This window comes from Paraburkholderia sp. MM5477-R1, assembly GCF_050436385.1.
Classification (GTDB): domain Bacteria; phylum Pseudomonadota; class Gammaproteobacteria; order Burkholderiales; family Burkholderiaceae; genus Paraburkholderia; species Paraburkholderia tuberum.
On the sequence record NZ_JBNDMC010000001.1, the window covers coordinates 145910 to 159789 of the forward strand.

12 protein-coding genes are annotated in these 13880 nt (G+C 59.2%); 6 read left to right on the plus strand and 6 right to left on the minus strand.

Features of this window, described 5'->3' with window-relative positions:
• Positions 1 to 6: 6 nt before the first annotated feature.
• The 6 genes from OKW35_RS00695 to OKW35_RS00720 all read left to right on the plus strand — a co-directional run bounded on the left by OKW35_RS00695 (position 7) and on the right by OKW35_RS00720 (position 7236).
• Positions 7 to 1287, plus strand: coding sequence for a hypothetical protein (locus tag OKW35_RS00695; protein WP_090812788.1), 1281 nt, complete (start codon positions 7 to 9; stop codon positions 1285 to 1287).
• Positions 1274 to 1852, plus strand: coding sequence for a hypothetical protein (locus tag OKW35_RS00700; protein ID WP_090812789.1), 579 nt, complete (start codon positions 1274 to 1276; stop codon positions 1850 to 1852). The genes OKW35_RS00695 and OKW35_RS00700 overlap by 14 nt, the downstream gene beginning before the upstream one ends.
• Before the next feature lie 2 nt (positions 1853 to 1854).
• Positions 1855 to 4257: an ATPase, T2SS/T4P/T4SS family gene (locus OKW35_RS00705; protein WP_429550939.1), complete on the plus strand. Its 2403-nt coding sequence runs from the start codon at positions 1855 to 1857 to the stop codon at positions 4255 to 4257.
• Positions 4258 to 4271: 14 nt separating this feature from the next.
• Complete coding sequence (locus OKW35_RS00710; protein ID WP_429550940.1) at positions 4272 to 5390, plus strand: type II secretion system protein; 1119 nt, start codon at positions 4272 to 4274, stop codon at positions 5388 to 5390.
• 61 nt (positions 5391 to 5451) lie between these two features.
• Positions 5452 to 6045, plus strand: coding sequence for a hypothetical protein (locus OKW35_RS00715; protein ID WP_090812792.1), 594 nt, complete (start codon positions 5452 to 5454; stop codon positions 6043 to 6045).
• A 15-nt stretch (positions 6046 to 6060) separates the two neighbouring features.
• Positions 6061 to 7236: a hypothetical protein gene (locus OKW35_RS00720; RefSeq protein ID WP_429550941.1), complete on the plus strand. Its 1176-nt coding sequence runs from the start codon at positions 6061 to 6063 to the stop codon at positions 7234 to 7236.
• A gap of 881 nt (positions 7237 to 8117) precedes the next feature.
• On the opposite strand, the gene OKW35_RS00725 is transcribed toward OKW35_RS00720, so the two are convergent.
• The 6 genes from OKW35_RS00725 to OKW35_RS00750 form a co-directional block, all read right to left on the minus strand.
• On the minus strand, positions 8118 to 9140 hold the full coding sequence (locus OKW35_RS00725; RefSeq protein WP_090812794.1) for a CAP domain-containing protein: 1023 nt from the start codon (positions 9138 to 9140) through the stop codon (positions 8118 to 8120).
• Between the two features lie 200 nt (positions 9141 to 9340).
• Complete coding sequence (locus tag OKW35_RS00730) at positions 9341 to 9715, minus strand: hypothetical protein (RefSeq protein WP_090812795.1); 375 nt, start codon at positions 9713 to 9715, stop codon at positions 9341 to 9343.
• A 1-nt stretch (position 9716) separates the two neighbouring features.
• Entirely contained in the window at positions 9717 to 9887 is a 171-nt protein-coding gene (locus OKW35_RS00735; RefSeq protein ID WP_167368889.1) for a hypothetical protein, read from the minus strand.
• Positions 9888 to 9900: 13 nt separating this feature from the next.
• On the minus strand, positions 9901 to 11112 hold the full coding sequence (locus OKW35_RS00740) for a FlhC family transcriptional regulator (RefSeq protein ID WP_429550942.1): 1212 nt from the start codon (positions 11110 to 11112) through the stop codon (positions 9901 to 9903).
• 40 nt (positions 11113 to 11152) lie between these two features.
• Entirely contained in the window at positions 11153 to 12484 is a 1332-nt protein-coding gene (locus tag OKW35_RS00745) for a hypothetical protein (protein WP_429550943.1), read from the minus strand.
• 502 nt (positions 12485 to 12986) lie between these two features.
• On the minus strand, positions 12987 to 13685 hold the full coding sequence (locus OKW35_RS00750) for a nuclease-related domain-containing protein (RefSeq protein WP_429550944.1): 699 nt from the start codon (positions 13683 to 13685) through the stop codon (positions 12987 to 12989).
• Positions 13686 to 13880 lie beyond the last annotated feature (195 nt).

A 13880-nucleotide genomic window follows, 5' to 3' on the forward strand; every position in this document is an offset into this window, starting at 1 on the left:
CGGCGCATGCACTTCGAATCGATTCCCAACGAAAAGAAGGCACGTCTTGTCTTCGGGCTTGACTGGCGCGCATATGCGACCAAGGGCGCGACGGGCGAACGCCGTCGTTACGCTAACGAGCTTGACGCGACGCACTACGTTGAGATCAAGGGCAAGGAAGAAACGGTTGCAGGTTTCTGTGCACCTGAGCCTGCCGAACGCAAGGGTCTAAAGCTGTATTCGGCGGCCGCACGGGTCGCGGGTCTTGATCGCGTGCGCTCGAAGCCCGCGGTGCTCGTTCTGGTTCAGGACGGGCAGCGTGTGCATGTCATTTTCGTTGTCCGCGGCGCGGTGCGCATAGACCAGACGGTAGCGCTCAATGCGCTTGATGCCAGCCTCGATACGGTTGAGGACGAGTGCGCAAAGGACCGTGTCCCCCTGCTCACAATTGGCTACGGCACCGACCTCACGGGCCTGGACGAGCCGTTCACACCAGCCGAGCTGCTGCGAGGCAAAAGCGTTGGTCTGATCAGGAAGGTGCCCGTCAAGGTGCCGACGATCATACCGCTCGCTGTCATTGGCGCCACCGCGATCTATCTGGGGAGCGAAGCGCTCACCTATATCAATCCGCCGCCGCCACCGCCTGCACCGCCGCCGACCTACATGCAGGACTATCAGGCCGCCGTTGCGCGGACCTTCAATGGCGCAGTACCGCTTGCTTCGTCACTTGCGCCCGCGCTGATAGACATGTTCGGCAAGCAGGAAACGAACGTCGCCGGTTGGCAGTTCCTTAAGGCGTCATGTGGCGTGACCGGCTTCTGCTCGATCACCTACAAACGCGAGGGCGGCACCTACAAGGAATTCGATGCGCGGGCACCGGCAGAGATGCGTCCAGTGGTGTTCGATCCCAACGGTTTGCTGTTGCAGGCCAAGGGGCCGGCCGTGCCGCATGTCCAGAAGCTCGCGCTTACTGAACAGAAGCAGTGGCCGACCGCGCAGGCGCTTATCAAGCAGCTTCAGACGGACCCGCAACGGCTGTCGACGAAGCCCGACCAGTTGATGAGTCACGGCTACGTGGTCACGCTGCGCCCGCCCCAGCGTCTGCTCGCCCGCCAGCCGAACGCCGGAGAGATCAACGGACCGATCCTTCAGGCTGGCGACTGGTCGATCGACGGATATATGTGGCAGAGCCGGCTGCTAGAAAAGCTGCCGGCCAACATGGCTCTCGACGCACTTGAACTCGAGCTTAAGGACGACGGAAGCGGCGTTCATTTCACCGCGAAAGGTAAATACTATGTTCTCCAGTAACTCCGGCCGGTTCGCGGCAGCATCGGCTCTTGTGCTCTGTATCGCTGGACTCGCGCACGCTGACGAGAAGCACCTAACGCTCGATGACATCGACGGGCTTGCGCGACAGAACCTGGTCAATTCGATGCGCAAAGCGGACGGCGCACAGCCGCCTGCGGGCGGTGTCGCATTGAGCGCTCCTTTATTGACTGCCCCGGCCCCGGTCGCGACAGCAACCATCGTTGCGAAATCGCCCAAGCGTTCTGATACCCCGGCGCGAAAGGTCATACCCGTTTCATTCGTTGGAGCCTACAGCGATTACGCTGGGCCGCACGTGCTTTACGAGTACCAAGGCGGCGTCTATGCAGCCGGCCGCGGAGAGAAGCTGCTCAACGGTTGGGTCGTGACGCACGTCGATGGGTATCGCGTAACCGTAGCAGAAGGAAAGCGTACGTGGTCGGACGTCATCTCGCAGCCCGCCGGCGCCGGTTCGACGGGAGATGGGCCCGCCATCCAGGCGATCACTGATCTCGGCGGACCTCTTCCGATGGCAACGAACATTGGCGCATTTGGGGGAGGACGGTAAGCATGGGTATTTTTTCAGGCGTTGAGACGGACGACACTCAGGCGAGCGGCGGCTTTCTGAAACGGTTCCGCGGGGTCAGGCCATCGGCATTCGTTGAGGCAGGGCAGGCGGCGCCGCAGCCAGCTGGCCAACCCGGGCAGGAGCCGACCTTCAGGGAGCCGACGCGCGCGATCAATCCGACAGTCTCGTTTCTTGGCCGCCGGCTTTCCGGCGACGATGTAGAGGACGTCGAGTCGTACATAGAATCAGACAAGCCGGTCGCAGCGCCGGCCAGCCCGCCCGAGGCAGTCTACGCGCCTTGCGTGCAACAGCCCGAGCACGTAGGCGTAAATGTCCATGCCCCTTCGGGGGAAGGGGTCGCTGAATCAGGCGCAGACGTAGCCGGCCGCCTGGGCGATGAATATGTAGAAGGCGAGAAGGCGCTGCGTGAGCTGGACGAGCTGATAGCCGCGCAACGGGGATCGCCGAGTCAGACCGCCGCCGGTCATTCTTCAGCCACTGAGACAGCGAGCGTCGCGGCCTTCGGTGCCGAGCCGGTGACCTCTGTGCAGCCTCGAGCGCAACCACACCCGGAACAGCAATTCGCCCCTGGCGCAACGCCTCGGAACGAGCCCCTACCGGCAGTCGCGTCCGTGCCCGTGTCATCGAACCCGCGCTATCCTACGCCGGGAGCGCACGGCGCTACAGCGCCCGGTGAGCACAACGCTGACGACGAAGAGGATGACAATGAAGAGCCGACGAGCGCATTAAACGGCAGACCGGTTCTGGTGTCGGCCGATGCGCTGCCCGACTTCAAACGGATCGTCACTGGCACGGACGGCGACGCAACCCTAAAGCTGTCGACCGCCGCACGAAAGGAATTCGTGGCAGTCGAGATTCAGCCCGGTATCGCTATCGTTGCGGCGACCGCGCGGTTCAGTGAGCGGGCGCAGTTCACAACGTTCGTCAAAGACCTTGCCGCACGCGATCTGCTCGTGCAGGAAGAAATGATCGCGACAGAGGAAGTGATCGCGGCAATTTACGAAGGGAAACGGCGCGAAGTAACCGGGACCGTGGAACGCGAGGCGTCGCGTGCCATCGGCAATTTCCGGGACATCATCGAAGCCGCGCACGCGTACGGCGCAAGCGACATCGCGTTTGAGCCACGGGACTTTCGCGGAGAAGTGGAAGTTCGCTTCCGGGTAAACGGCGATGTGTATACCTATCGGCGTCTGCCAAAAACCATCGTCCGCCGCGCGCTGTCTGCCGCGTATTCCGACCTGGTTCAGAAGAACACTAACTCGGGCAACTCGTTTCAGCCCAGCGCGACGCAGTCCGCAATGATCCCGCTGGTGGCGGGGCGCGACACCATCAATCTGCGCTGGCAGTCCGCGCCGACAGTGGGCGGCTACGACGTCGCCCTGCGTTTGCTCGATGGGAACTTCAAGAATTACTCGGTGTTGATGCCCGGGCAGATGGGCCTCGCGCCGAGCCAGTTGGCCCTGATCGACACGCTCAACTATGTGAGCGGCGGCATTACTGTTCTTACGGGCGAGACGGGTTCGGGAAAGACAACGTTGCTCCGCGCACTGTCGTACATGTTGCCCGACCGCGAGCTAAAGAAGCAGTTCGCCGTTAGCGAGCCGTCCGAATACCCGTTGCCGTGGCTTTCGGAAATCTCGATCATTCGCCGCCCGGACGAAACCGACGACGAGGCGAACCGCAAATACGCGGAAGTGATCCGCACCCTCATGCGGATGGACCCGGACGATGTGACGATTTCAGAAGTGCGCGACCGCGTGGTGATGGGGCTTGTGTCGGAGCTTGCGCTCACCGGACATCCTGTGCGCTTCTCGCTGCACGCGGGCGACATCATTTCTGCGTTCATGCGGATGGCCGGCGGCCGTCTCATGCTGCCCATCGATGAGCTGGCCGCCGAAGGGTTCGTTAATGCCGTCGGCAACCAGAAGCTCATACCTACGCTATGCCCGCACTGCAAGCTCCCTGCTGAAGATGTGATGCAGGAAGCCGATCTCGAACTGCTGCGCTCGAAGTTCGGACTCGACACGTCGCGAATGGCTTGCCGCAACCATGCCGGTTGCCAGCATTGCCGCCTCGACGGTCTCTTTTCGCGTGACGGCAAAGTGGCCGGCGGAACAAAGCGGCCCACGCTGGTTGCAGAACTGTATAGGCCGACCGATGAATTCCGTCAGCGAATTGCGGTTCGCGACTGGACGGGAGCACGCGAGGTATGGCGTCGGGAGCGCAAGACCGCCTTCGATAACGAGGACATGACCGGAAAGACGGTATATGAACACGCTCTTTTCAAGGCTTCCCGTGGCGAAATAGACCCACAATTTATCAACCGTTCGATGCAGTCGTTCGGGCAATACCGCGTGTTTCCAGGCGCGGACGGAAAACCTTAAGAGGCTGACGGGTCATGTTTAGTTCGTTGATTGCGCTCCTCCCCGAAGCGACACAGATGCGTATCGCGCGCTGGCGCTTCCAGAGCGTGCGCGAGACGTTCTACAGGGAAACGCGCCTCGACATCGAGAAGAAGGGCTTGCGCGACGTCGAAACGCTGCGCGAGCGGCTCGAGACGTATGAAAACCGCAACCGGAAGCGCAACCGCATCGTGTGGAAAGTCTTTGCCAAGGTACGGGAGCGGCTGGTGAAGGGCGACTCATTCTCGGCCGCAATCAGGCCGTTCATACCGGGTGACGAGTACACGCTGTTCGATATTGCTGACGAGTCGACGCAGAGGGACGCAGTGGTGCGGGGATTCGAGCTTGCCGAAATGGCGGCGTTCGCCAAGCGCACTCTGTCGTCACAGACCGCGCTACAGGTTGCTTATCCGACGTTTCTGCTGGTCTACCTGTACGGCTTTTGCATGATGTTCGGCGGCATGATCTATCCGCAGGTCGTAGAGATCAAGCCGCTCGAGCAGTGGCCTGATGCCGGGCGGCTGCTGTACCACATCGACACATTCGCCTACGACTACTGGTGGTTATCCACGTCGGTCGTCGTCGGAACCATAGCAGCCTACTTCTACAGCCTGAAGCGCTGGGTCGGGCCGCTGCGCATCCGGTTCGACGGCTTCCCATTGATGTGGCGCAACCGGCGCGACATGCGCGCAGCGCTGTTGATTGTGTCGCTCGCTGGCCTGTTCGATTCAAACCTGACGTTGCGCGCGGCGATCAACCGGGTCGCCCATACGGCCGATCCATGGATGCGGTGGCATCTGACGACGATGAACAAGCGCCTCACGCAGCGACCCGATCAGCCAATGCGTGCCCTTGACACGGGCATCTTCTCGGAAATGATCGTAGACACGATCACCGATGCCGCCGGTCGGGATCAGTTTGAAGCGGCGATCAAATCGCTCGGACGCGATTCGCTTGGCAGAGTCGTCGAAGCGGTGAAGCGCAATGCGCGAATGACTCACTACGTGCTTCTTGGATTTGCTGTAGTCGTTTTCCTGACGATCGGAGTGGGCTCGTACGTCGTCACGGGAGCGGTCAACATGAGTGGTGGCATTCCGGTAGCAGGCGCGCAGTAAGCGCTCAACCAGCAGTCATATCTAGGCACGCTGATAAGGCGTGATCTTCGGGAGAAATCTGATGCAACAAAAAAACACCAACGCTGTCCGTCGTTTGAGTCTTCTTCGGATGGGCCGACGAAAAAAGCAGTCAGGTGAACTGTCGCTGATCGAGGCGGGGGCATACATGGCGGGCGCTGCGCTGCTGGCCATAGCGGTCATTAAAGGCAGCACCTATGTCTACACGCTGATCAAGTCCTCCGAGTTCACCAGCGAAGCGCAGATGTTTCACACCGGCATCCTCAATGCGACGCAGAACGATGCTGACTTTTCTGCTGAGACGCTAACTACGTTGGCGACGAACAGGGCGTTCGACTCGGCCGGAACGCGTCTGGCTAGCGACAAGTCGTCGCTGAAAGGGATCTTCAATCAGGCCGTCACTGTCAGTGTCGGAACACTCAGCACGGCGAACGACTCTCTGATTCTTAACTATCAGGTGCCTGCCGCCGTATGCGCAATGAGCGTTGCCGCGTTGACCAACACGTTCTCGCAGGTCGGTGCGAACGGCACGACGCTCTCGGGGCCGACCACAACGTTCAGCAGCACTACGGCGGGCACTGCGTGCGCATCTGCGGGGGCCTACGCGACGCTTCAGCTTTACACGTCGCGCACGTAACGGGGCGATAGGACCATGGGCAGCTTGCTCGAAATGATGTTCGTCCTTTTGGGCTCAGCGATCCTGACAGTGCAGGGCATCAAGCTAGACATTGAGCATCAGCGCGCGACGATGCTGGCGCTGGAGGGACAGAACGAAGCGACGCTGGTGACTGCCTTTCAAGGCTGGATCACTGATAACTTCGGCACGATCCTGACGCAGTACGCCGCCTCCAATATCGCGACCGTCACGCCTCCGACGATCGCTCAACTTGTGACGGCGGGCAACCTCAAACAGGCACACAAAAGCGGGCCGTATTGGGGTGGTGCGTACGTCACAACGATGACGATGGTGCCGTCAGGCTGTACGCAGACAGCGGGCGACTGCCACGTCGCCTTCACGATGTATCCGAACACGCAACTGCTCAAGGGCGGCAAGCCGGACGTCGCTGGTGCTGCACAGATCGCCCTGGCCGGTTCGAAGCTGGCGGGCACGAGCCAGTTCGGCTATTCGAACGCACAGAGCCCAGCGCAGATCACAGGCATCAACGGGTCATTCACGGCAAGCAACCCGTTAGGATCGAAAGCTGCGTCGATCATGGCGACGAACGGCCCCGACACAGACGGCAACTCGGTGTATATCCGGCGCGATGGCAGCTTGACCTGGACCGGCGATCAGGATGTCAACAACGTCAGCCTTAAAAACGTCAACGACATCAAGGCACAGACGCTTGAGGCAAGCGGTGCGGTGACCGCAGCGAGCGTAGCGGCCACTGGTGCGGTTACGGCCGCGACCATGACTGCAACGGGGGCCATAAAAGGAAATTCCGTCACGTCGACGACCACATTGCAGGCAGGAAACATCGCAGTGCCACGCGCGGCTTGTACGCCTAATGGACTGATCGGAAGCAATAGCGATGGATCGGGACAGCAGCTTACCTGTCAGTACGGTATCTGGCTTCCGACGGGGGGGCAGCTATTGAGAATGGGCTATTTCCCGGTGAATAACGGCTCGACTGTCCCGAAGCCTACTTGCCCAGCAGGGGGGACGCCAATCGTGGAACCCACGCCGTGGAGCTGGTATGTCAACACATCGGCCACTGTGAACTTCAACGCCACCGACTACGAAACCTACTGGTACATCACCATTACCGATGGCGGTGGTGCTGGTATCCAGGGAAGCGGGACGGCCGGAACCTACTGCTCCTACTGACACACAGACATGACTGAGAAAACGGTAATCCCGTCGCTGCGCGCGGCAGTTCTTTGTTCGGCGCTTCTAGCGCACGTTGTGCTGGCCAACCCTGTCGTTTGTTCGCCGGGGTATTGGGACGCTACCTGCAATCCGAGAATCGCGGCAGGCTATCAGGCGCCGCCTACATGCTCGCAGGACCCGGGATGGACGACTGGCTCGGCCGCGCAGTGGCAGGGCTCGCATTTCTCGTCGCCGCAGTGTAATTACCAAGCGCCGCCGAGTTGCCCTGCTGGTTACTCTACGATTTCCGGCCCGTCATGGAACGGTTCATCATGGGTTGGGCTCGCATGTGCGATACCACCGCCACCAAGTCAAGGTACATGTCAGTACGGATTTTTGAGCGGACCCACGTGGACCGGCAGTTCGTGGTCATACACCTGTAACGCACCGCCGCCACCGCCGCCTCCTGTTGGAGACCGTTCAGCGATTTGTTCGGATGCGATTACCGCAGGAATGGCGGCGCTACGTCCCGTGAGATTTGGCACATTCTCTGCACTAGATGCGCAAGGTTATGTCCCGCCTGAGAAGGGGGGCGGATATCAAATGTCCATGTATGGCGGCGACACTCACTATTCTGGAGCTACTGACGGGATTTGGGCATATGACGCAAACAACCCCGGTGGGGCTGGTGGTCCCACTGGAAGCGGTGGCATTGGTTCCTGCATATTTCGGGCGGGAACGTCGAATCTGCTTATGTGGGAATATGACATTGTGGTCAGCTATGACGGCGGTTAAAAACCGATACCGCTGACGGGTTAGGAGCGGAACAACGAAAAAAGGGGTGCAGTCCGCAAAGGCTGCACCCCTTTCTGTATTGAAGCGTGTCTTGCGGGATAGTGTTAGCCGACGATGTTTCCGGTCGTGAAGGTGAAATTACGCGAAAAAGCCGTGCCGTTGACCGTGCCAGTGACCGAAACGCTGTATGTCGTATTCGCCGTCAAAGGAGTAGCCGGATAAGCCACCGCTGCATACGGCTGCGTGATCTTGTTCGGATCGTTGGCCGAATAGAGCAGTTGCAGGTTGATGACGTTGCCGGACGGGTCGGTCATCGTGCCCGAAGTCAGCACAATCGTATCGGTCGCGTTGCCGATGACAACAACCGGCGTGCCCCACGGACCCGATGTATTCGGCGGCGTAGGCGATTCCGAAACGGCCTTGTACGGAACGCCGGTCGTGCCTTGACACGGAAACGTCATGGGTCCGCTTGTGGTGAGTTGCTGCATCGACGTGTCTGCGAGAGTCAGTGAACCCCAAGCCACCGGGAAGCCATTCAGTGCCGTCTCGTATTCGCCAACGCCCATCTTCGTAACGGGGGTCAGCAGAATCTGAGAGTGGTACACGGTCGAAATCCACTCATTCACCAGTGTCTGGCCGTACTGCGTTTCCGAGAGTGCCGACGTGGTGTAGTAATTCGCACTTACGCCACCAGTGTATGCGACAGCAGACGGGAATCCGAAATGAACGTCCCGATCAACGTAACTCACGCCGGTAAAGCCTTGCTGACCAGCCGTTTCGTTGTCGGCCACCGTGTTGTTCAATCCTTCCCACATCGCATGCGCTTGCGCAGCTTGATCGAGAATCGTGTTTTGCTGAACTGCCGGGAAACCGCATTGCTGACGGTAGGCGTTGACCTGATTAAACATCGCAAGCGTGGCGCTGTTCGCTGCGTATTGCGGGGTGGGTTGAGTGCCCGTTACCGGAGAGCTGGCCGAACTCGGAGAGCTGGCCGAACCCGGGGCGCTTGCCGGCGTCGCGGCGCCGGTAGAGCTGCTCCCCCCGCCACCGCCACCACCGCATGCGGCGACGAGGATGCTGGCTGCAACCGCAGCCGAAGTCAGTGCGAAAGTGCTTTTGATGGTCATTTTTCTGGCCCTAGTCGTTAGTGCAGTCGCCCCCGCGATCTGCTTACTTTCATCTTATCGAGCGCAATCCAAAGTCAAGGCAGCGTCGGCCGCAACCTTCGGAAAGCGTGAATGCTTACCGCAATTTTCACGTGCGCAGGCATTGTAAAGAGCGGTAAGCACTTGCGGCGAGCCCGTCGTTGTGTAGACGCAACCGTTTGCTACCGTCGCCCGGAGCGGTTCCTTCGCCGGTTTATGCGAATTGCAACGAATAGCGCGGCGAGTAGGATGCCGGCGATCGCTGGCTGTTGTTTTCCAACCGTTGAGAGCAGCAGCGACCCGCCCCACAGAAGCGCGAGGAAGAACACAACACGCTTGAATGTCTTGCTGTCAAGCACGCGCAAGATGCGGCCACCTGACTGCGCGCACCGTTTCGAGTACTGTTCGTTGGATCGTTCAAGGTCGAAGGCTTGCGTGTCCTGCGTCGCCTGCCGCTCGGCTTTGTAATGCCGCTCGTACCGTTGAAACCTTGCGTCGCCACGGCCCCTGAGCCAGGCCGCGACGCTGTCACCGAAGAGATAGGCGAAGTCCTGCATATCAGTGGATGACGTCCGAGCAGAACTCCACCGCGCCAATGACATCCGGAATGCATTGGCCGTCGGCTTCGGCGTGGAACTCGCCAGTCTCAATGTCGCGCCAGCCGAACTGTGCCCGGCCATCGTGAGAGAAAACCACCAACCCAATTTGAACCGCGAAATCCTGATGCATGACGCACTCTCCTTCAGTGTGACTGCTTGCGCTTGCTGACCTGACTCTTTGGAGAGAGAAGGTAGTTGCAACCGGGGCAGCTAAAGTCCTTCGCCAGTTCAATCTTCCCTTCGCCGTTGGACAGGACGTAGTCCGTGCCGCAGCTGCGGCAAGGTGCCATCGTCAGACGGGAGTCAAGCGCCATCGCCCTCGTCAGGTGATTGCCGCGATCGGCCGTAATCACGAGACTTTTGCCGAAGGTCTTGGCCATGATGTCGTTAGCCGCAATGAGCGCTTCGGGAATGTTCCCGCCGTTGTCCAGCGCACTGCGATAGAGCCACACGTATGTCGTCGCCTGAAGCCGATGAACGGATTGCTCGACGTACCAGATCAACGACGTAGGGTTGCATCCGCAAGGCGAACTCACGCCGTGGATGTGCTTGTATGTGGCGCGAGCCTTGCCGGGGTTCAGGCTAAAGAGGTTTGTTGCGGTCGATGCCCGGCAGCCTTGACCCATCATCATGCGTGCGAACACCTCCTTTTCGCTTCGCTCGAGCCGCAGGTCTGTCCACGCGTGCTGATAGGGAAGGGAGGCGGTGCGAACGGGGGAAGTGCGCATCAGATAGTGAGCGACCGTTTCTTCGGTGAGCCACCCAGCGCCGAATTCCATCCAGAAATTCGAGTCGTGGAAACGCCACCGGAAAAGCGGAAACTTGATCGCGCCGATCGCGTTGTCGAGCCGTGCCATCGGGAGCGATTTGAGATACGACGCGAGTTCTTTGGAAATGCCGAGTAGCGGTATGGCCGCGACATTCATGTGCAGCACGTCCTTAAGCAACTGAACGTAAGCCTGGTTGTAGTGGTAGATGTCCCGACTGGTGATCTGGTCCACTCGCGGCATCTGTTCGGTCAGCTTCTCGACGTTGGGCGAAAACATGGCGCCGTCGACGAACGTCTCCCAGTCGCGCGGATCGTCGAGGACTGGAGCAAGGGCAACGAACGGGAGGTTCATAAGCGTTGCCTTCGCGGCGGTCTGCTGCCGGAAAGTATCCATGTTGGCGTGTGAAACGCCGAAAATGCTCTCCAGCTCGCTATGGCCGGCAAGGGCGAGAAACATGAAGTCGGTAAGGGAAAAGTTCGCGCGCTGTATTTTCTCGGCCAGCCAGGGCGTGAGCAGTACATTGCGCGCGTCGGTGCTGAGTGATTTTTCGGTAGACATTATTTGATTTTCTCTCTTGTTAATCACGGCGCCCGGTCTAAGGCGCCATCCACTGAGCATCGGTTTATTACCGCTGCAATGCCGAATCGATTTCGGCGACATATTTGCGCAACTGCGCAGCAAGTGCTTCAAGCGCTGGGTTGTACTGTTTGGGGTCCGGGGATGCGAGGACGGCCAGCTGGAAAGTGCTCATCTTGCCGCTGACGTCTTCCCAGGCCACGGTCAGCGCTTCAAGAGAACTCTGCACTGCCTTCCCCGCATTCAGTTCGGCTTGCTGGCGACTGATTTCCGCCTCAATGTTGGCTTGATCAATCTTAAGCGCCTGCGTTTTGCTCTTTACCTCTTCGAGCTCCTCGTAGGCGTCCATCACGGCCTGCTTGGCGGTCTGATATCCCGCGGGAAGGGTCTCGACGGGAATCTCGACCTTTTCTACTTTCGCGGGTGCATTCAGGGCCGCCTCGAGTTCCCTAGAAAGTTCCAGTACTTGCCTGTTTTTGACAGCCAGTTCCTGTTCCATCGTCGGATAGCCGGCAGTGCGCTCGGTAAGAGCCTGGCGAAGGTTCGCGATGCTGCTTTCCTTTTCAGAAAGGTGACGCTCGTAAGTCGCAAGTTGCTCTCTCAGATGCTGACTTTCGCGCTCTGTGACATCGAGTTGCGTCTTGTGATCCTCAAGGATCTCGTGGATTTTTTCCAATTCGCGAGCGGCGTCTTCGGCCTCTTCCTCTTTAAGCTGGAGTTCTCGCAAGAGCCTTTCGACGTCGTCCTTGGTCATCTTCTTGCCGTTGGGAAGCTCATTGGCTTCCTTCTTCTTCAGCATGATGGTTTCGATCTGCTCTTCCGTGACGTCTTGCGCGGCCAGCAGATTAAGCTCTCCATAGCTGAAGACTCGGATTGCTTCCGCATTGTCGGCAAACTTCTGATGGCAACGAATGTAGCCGCGCGCGCTGGGCTGTGTGATCCCCATCGCCTTATGGAAAAACGCAAAGCACAGTTGCGCCGCCTTCCTGCGAGCAGGAAACGTATCGCCGACCTTTCCGGTGTGGTGGGTAATGGCCATCTTCACCATCTGCTGAAGGTGACCGCCCAGGATGATGAGTTCTTGTACAACCTTCGAGCGGGACTCGGACACCGACAGCATGTGCTCTACGAGCTTCGCGATGAAGTCGGTGTGTTCCGGCCCGGTGCCAAAAACATCTCGGGCGGCTGCGGCAATGTTATCGCGGGTTACCGCGTTCGGATCTTGGACGCTAAAAACGAATTCATTGAGTGGGTCAAAAGAGACCATATCCGCGGCGTGCCCCGCGCTATCGTCATGTGGCGTGATCCCCGGCAGCAGCCCCGGAAGTAGCCCTCGGCTCGACGGCCTTAAGTCAGTACTGGACGTCTTGCGATTTTGCATTCTTCTCTCCAGAAGTTAAAAGAAAACGACCACCTTTGTTGTCGTCGTGGAAAAAGAGCATGTGCTCAAAATGGGACTGGGCCAAGCCGTCTCGAAAAAGCAGAAGCACAGTCGGGCTGCGTTGCGTCGGCGAGAGGGCGTGTCACCAACGATGGCCACGTGCCTCTGGACCATATTCGCTAGGATCCCACGGAGGTGCCCGCCCAGAGCTACCAAGTCCGCAGGCGTGCGACGCCGAAATTCATTTGTTTCGTTCGCCCCCGTCGAGTTTTTGTCGTCGCTTTCGTCTTGCATCTCGTGCCCCGGTCTGGCGTATATGAGCAGACGCTGAAGGTGTAAGAGAGAGTAACGCTGTGTAACTGCGCTCAACCTGCGAAAGGCGGCGTTTTTATACCGTCTTTCGCCGTGGGAGCCGCCGCGCCCGCCCGTCGTAACAAAGCCCTAAGGCAGGTTTAACGGTAACATTTGTGAAACATTTAGATACATTCTTGGAAGATTTGTTCTATTGCTTCTTGTCGGCCACGTAAGAATTACCATTTACGCGTGCGAGACGCGCGTCCATCGCCGCTCGGGAGGTCTGGAGTAAGGGAGCTATCGCCGCGGCAACCTTCCGGACATCAATCGCGGGTAACCCGCCGAAGCTATCGCGGCGCGCGCGCAGCCAGTGCGGCAGGTCGCCAAGAGAAAGAAGGTCGGAGTGCAGCGCGGGGCTAAGGTGCGCGTCGTCGGAAACTAGCAGCCCTGCGCCGGCGACTGGCCATAGGGTTGGCAGCCGACTGCGAAAAAAGGCGACCTTGGTCCGATTCTGTTCAAGAGGGGATCGACGGTCCTGAGCACTGCCGTCGCGGTCGGTTCTCGTCAAAAACCCCTGCACACTCGACGGGCTGATGTACCCCGACCAGTTCTTTGTCTCGAACACGAAGATGCCGAACGGGGTCACTGCGAGGTGATCGATCTCTGCGGTGGGGAAGTCGGTTCCCGGCGCATGTTCAATGATGATCGGTCCTTCGAAGAGGTGATAGTCAGCGCTGCAAAGCGCGATCATGGTTTCGCGCAGCTTGGCCTGCGCTTTGGCTTCGCCCGCCGCGCCGAGTGCCGCGCTACGGTCCTTAGGTTTTTGCCGAAGCCATTGGAAGGATGGGCGTTTCTTGCGGGTGAAGAGTTGCCATGCGCCGACGCCTAAAAGGATCTCGAAGAACATCTGTTGCCCCATGCAGTGTGATGTGTAAGACCAGCTTGACACGCTCACATCGAAGTCAAGGAAGCTAAAGACGTCGAATCCACATTCCAAAGGCGAAAGCGCACCTGTTTTCTGAAGCTTTCCCGTCGCTCGGTCGCGGTGAGATGCGTAAAGTGGCATTCATCCCCGCGTCTCCGACGCATCGACCCGAGTTAC

Coding starts and splice junctions, on each gene's coding strand:
- OKW35_RS00730 (WP_090812795.1), bottom strand. CDS start 9,715: ATGCAGGACTTCGCCTATCTCTTCGGTGACAGCGTCGCGGCCTGGCTC.
- OKW35_RS00750 (WP_429550944.1), bottom strand. CDS start 13,685: ATGTTCTTCGAGATCCTTTTAGGCGTCGGCGCATGGCAACTCTTCACC.
- OKW35_RS00695 (WP_090812788.1), top strand. CDS start 7: ATGCACTTCGAATCGATTCCCAACGAAAAGAAGGCACGTCTTGTCTTC.
- OKW35_RS00725 (WP_090812794.1), bottom strand. CDS start 9,140: ATGACCATCAAAAGCACTTTCGCACTGACTTCGGCTGCGGTTGCAGCC.
- OKW35_RS00745 (WP_429550943.1), bottom strand. CDS start 12,484: ATGCAAAATCGCAAGACGTCCAGTACTGACTTAAGGCCGTCGAGCCGA.
- OKW35_RS00735 (WP_167368889.1), bottom strand. CDS start 9,887: ATGCATCAGGATTTCGCGGTTCAAATTGGGTTGGTGGTTTTCTCTCAC.
- OKW35_RS00715 (WP_090812792.1), top strand. CDS start 5,452: ATGCAACAAAAAAACACCAACGCTGTCCGTCGTTTGAGTCTTCTTCGG.
- OKW35_RS00700 (WP_090812789.1), top strand. CDS start 1,274: ATGTTCTCCAGTAACTCCGGCCGGTTCGCGGCAGCATCGGCTCTTGTG.
- OKW35_RS00710 (WP_429550940.1), top strand. CDS start 4,272: ATGTTTAGTTCGTTGATTGCGCTCCTCCCCGAAGCGACACAGATGCGT.
- OKW35_RS00705 (WP_429550939.1), top strand. CDS start 1,855: ATGGGTATTTTTTCAGGCGTTGAGACGGACGACACTCAGGCGAGCGGC.
- OKW35_RS00720 (WP_429550941.1), top strand. CDS start 6,061: ATGGGCAGCTTGCTCGAAATGATGTTCGTCCTTTTGGGCTCAGCGATC.